This is a genomic window from Methanocalculus sp. (assembly GCF_029762515.1).
Taxonomy (GTDB): domain Archaea; phylum Halobacteriota; class Methanomicrobia; order Methanomicrobiales; family Methanocorpusculaceae; genus Methanocalculus.
Map to the genome: position 1 here is coordinate 1 of NZ_JARVGN010000278.1, position 3218 is coordinate 3218.

The 3218-nt window shown below is 55.6% G+C and carries 3 protein-coding genes and 1 pseudogene; all 4 read right to left on the reverse strand.

All coding sequences use genetic code 11. The features are described 5' to 3' along the window. A partial coding sequence (locus tag QCH34_RS09575; protein ID WP_300333353.1) for a coenzyme F420 hydrogenase/dehydrogenase beta subunit N-terminal domain-containing protein occupies positions 1–594 on the reverse strand: 594 nt, incomplete at its 3' end. Between the two features lie 6 nt (positions 595–600). Further along, complete coding sequence (locus QCH34_RS09580; RefSeq protein WP_300333358.1) at positions 601–1344, reverse strand: hypothetical protein; 744 nt, start codon at positions 1342–1344, stop codon at positions 601–603. Positions 1345–1347: 3 nt separating this feature from the next. Beyond that, positions 1348–2859 (reverse strand): glutamate synthase-related protein, encoded by a 1512-nt coding sequence (locus QCH34_RS09585; RefSeq protein ID WP_300333361.1) that lies wholly within the window; start codon positions 2857–2859, stop codon positions 1348–1350. Next, positions 2856–3218: pseudogene (locus QCH34_RS09590) on the reverse strand (hypothetical protein); the annotation flags it as partial. The gene QCH34_RS09585 and the pseudogene QCH34_RS09590, both read right to left, overlap by 4 nt.

Below are 3218 nucleotides of genomic sequence, written 5' to 3' on the forward strand. Positions count from 1 at the left end.
CGCATAGGGCCTGACCAGATCGTTTTCGCTTGCCTTCATCTCCGCTACCGCCTCGGTGACACAGGGAAGCCCGATGACGGCGATCTTCCTGCATTTCTTCTCAAGGACGGCTGTCTTCAGTGCTGCAAGCAGGGGAACCCACCAGGCATACCTGCTTCCCGCATGGCGAATCAGCTCTCCTGACGAGGTGATCACTACTGACTGGGGTTTCAGGGTGAAATGGTCCTCGGAAACAGTAACGACAGCATCGATCAGGCCGTTGTCAAGGGCATCAGCGAGGATCGCCGTGACTGCTCCGCCGCTCTGCCGGTGTGGGATCTCGATTCCTGCTGTTGCCGAGACGATCGAGCGGTAGTCCCCAAGGAGGCCCCGCCCCTGTATCATCTTCACTCGTGGGCAGACCTCGTAGCAGGCTCCACAGGGAACTCCATCTGTGGCCTCTTTACAGTAACTGCGGTTTAGAGGATGGCTGTTTTCTTCGGCTGTAAAGATGAGGGCATCTGCGGGACATACAGCAATACATGCCCCACAGCCACAACATCGGTTCGTATCCCAGACTTCCCGCCTGAGATCTTCATAACATCTTCCCTGCATGCTCTGTCACTCCCAGGTGTATTTATTTGCAAATGGTCGTCCGCTGGCAGGGGTAATCCTTGTATATTCAGCAGAGAGGAGCGTTTCCTCATCCACTGAGAAAGCCTCCGCATATCTCCGGATAAGCGGTTTGATCCTGTCAAGATCTTCTTCGGTTGCCACCGCTTTCCGTGCACCGACCCCGAGGATCCTCTCCGGGATATCACCCCGAATGAAGATCTCACCACCATGAATGCCGGTTCCAACCCCGCGATCAGGCAGGATGCGCTCACCCCGGCATCCAAGGATGATGATCACTCCGCCTGCCATGTACTCCCCAAGGAAGGAGCAGGCATTTCCACCCGCAATCAGAACCGGGCGGTGATCACCATACTCTTTCATATGAATCCCGCCACGATAGCCGATATCTCCTTCAACCATCACCGTACCGCCACGCATCGAGTGTGCGGTTGCATCTCCCGAGTTCCCATGAACGATGATCTCCCCTGCATCCATGGTGTTGCCGGGTGCATGATCGCAGTTGCCAAAGACTTCGATCACCGGTCCGCTCATGAACATCCCGAGATCTCCTCCGGGTGTGCCGCATACGGTGATCCTGGCTTTTCCTTTCAGCCCGTCTGCTATAAACCGCTGTCCAAGGACATTTTCTATCCTGATCTGGTCAACCCCCCGTGCGACTGCTGATCGAATCATGATATTGAGGGGGGTATAATGGATGCCTTCTGCATTGATTACCAGTTCTTCATCCATCGTTTATGCCCCCACTGGTTTCACATCAAGCACATTCATCATCGCTTCGTCCAGCATATATCCTCTCAGCCGGTCACGGTTTCCACGCAGGCTCTCGATGCTGTTGATACCGGCAGCACCCATCAGCTCGCTGATCTCCAGTGTCCATCCACGGATCAGGTTTGCCACATGCTGCCACTCAACATCAGGGTCAAGCCGCTGGGTGAGGCGAGTATCCTGGGTTGCAATACCCCACGGGCAGAGGCCGCGATAACATGTTCCACAGACACGGCAACCCATTGCGATCAGTGCTGCGGTTCCGATGTATATTGCATCCGCTCCAAGAGCGATTGCCTTCGTGACATCCGCTGCATCCCTGATCCCGCCGGATGCGATGATCGAGATCTCGTTCCGTATCCCCTGTGACCTGAGTTTCTGGTCGACTGCTGCGATTGCTGCCTCGATGGGGATACCGACATGATCGCGGAATACCCTCGGTGCGGCTCCGGTTCCTCCACGGAATCCGTCAATGACGACGGCATCGGCAGAGGAGCGGGCAATGCCTGAGGCGATTGCTGCAACATTATGGACTGCCGCGATCTTGACAAAAACCGGTTTCTTCCATTCGGTTGCCTCTTTCAGGGAATGAACCAGCTGTTTGAGATCTTCTATCGAATAGATGTCATGGTGCGGTGCCGGGCTGATCGCATCGCTCCTCTCAGGTATCATCCTTGTCTGTGAGACCTCAGGTCCGACCTTTTCACCGGGAAGGTGTCCGCCGATACCTGGTTTTGCCCCCTGCCCGATCTTGATCTCAATTGCAGCCCCGCGTTCAAGGTAATCGATATCAACACCAAAACGCCCGGAAGCGACCTGGACGATCATATTATTCTGGTACTCCCTGAGTGAGGGGTGAAGCCCACCCTCTCCGGTTCCCATGAAGGTTCCCAGATTCGAAACTGCCCTGGCCATTGAGAGCTGGGCATTGAGGGAGATTGCTCCATAGCTCATATGGCCGATCATGATCGGGATATTCAGTTTGAGGTTCGGGGAAAGGGTGGTATTCAGCTCGATATCTCCGTCTTTTCCCCGTTTGATCTCGAGCTTCCTGGGTTTCTTGCCAAGATATGTCCGAAGCTCCATCGGTTCCCTGAGCGGATCGATACTCGGGTTTGTTACCTGGCATGCATCAAGCAGCAGCCGGTCGAAGATGTTTGGAAGGTCGGTTGCATTCCCCATACCGGCAAGGACGATCCGTCCGGTCCGCGCCTGGTTATAGATCGCCTCCCGTGCCTCCCTGCTCCAGAGCGGGTGACTCCGGTAGTCGATTGGTTTTTCTTCAATAGAGATCGCATCACGCGGACACATGGCGACACACCGGTGGCATGCGACACATTTCCGTGAATCAACAACGATCGTCTCGCCTTCCCGGCGATACGTGCCGTAGGGACAGTTTTCGATACACCGCTCACAGAGCATGCAGCGGGCGGGGTCTATCCTGACTTTGAATTTGATCGGGATCGATCCGATGCTCATACCCTCACCCTCCCGATAACCGGTTCACCCGCTTTTGGCATCCATACGCGGTCAAGATTTGGCTCCATCCTCCTGATCGCCGCCTCTTCACTGGATATGTAGAGACGGTCGCCTGCTTCTGCTGCAATCAGCGGCCTGAGCTTGATCCGGTCGGTGAAACCGACGATCCCGTCAGCCGTTGCAACAACAATGGCAAACGGCCCGTTCATCAGTGCCGATCCATAGGTCAGCCTGATGGCGCTGTTCAGTGTGGCGTCGGCTTCTTTCATCCGGTCGATCTCATCCCAGAAAGGTGGGGCAAAGGCGCGGACCATCAGTTCTTCAGGGAGGCCGTGCTTTCTCCCGAGGAGATCGCAGAG

Bases quoted from the DNA above. Each gene is read 5' to 3' on its own strand.
- QCH34_RS09585 (WP_300333361.1), bottom strand. From the start codon at position 2,859: ATGAGCATCGGATCGATCCCGATCAAATTCAAAGTCAGGATAGACCCC.
- QCH34_RS09580 (WP_300333358.1), bottom strand. From the start codon at position 1,344: ATGGATGAAGAACTGGTAATCAATGCAGAAGGCATCCATTATACCCCC.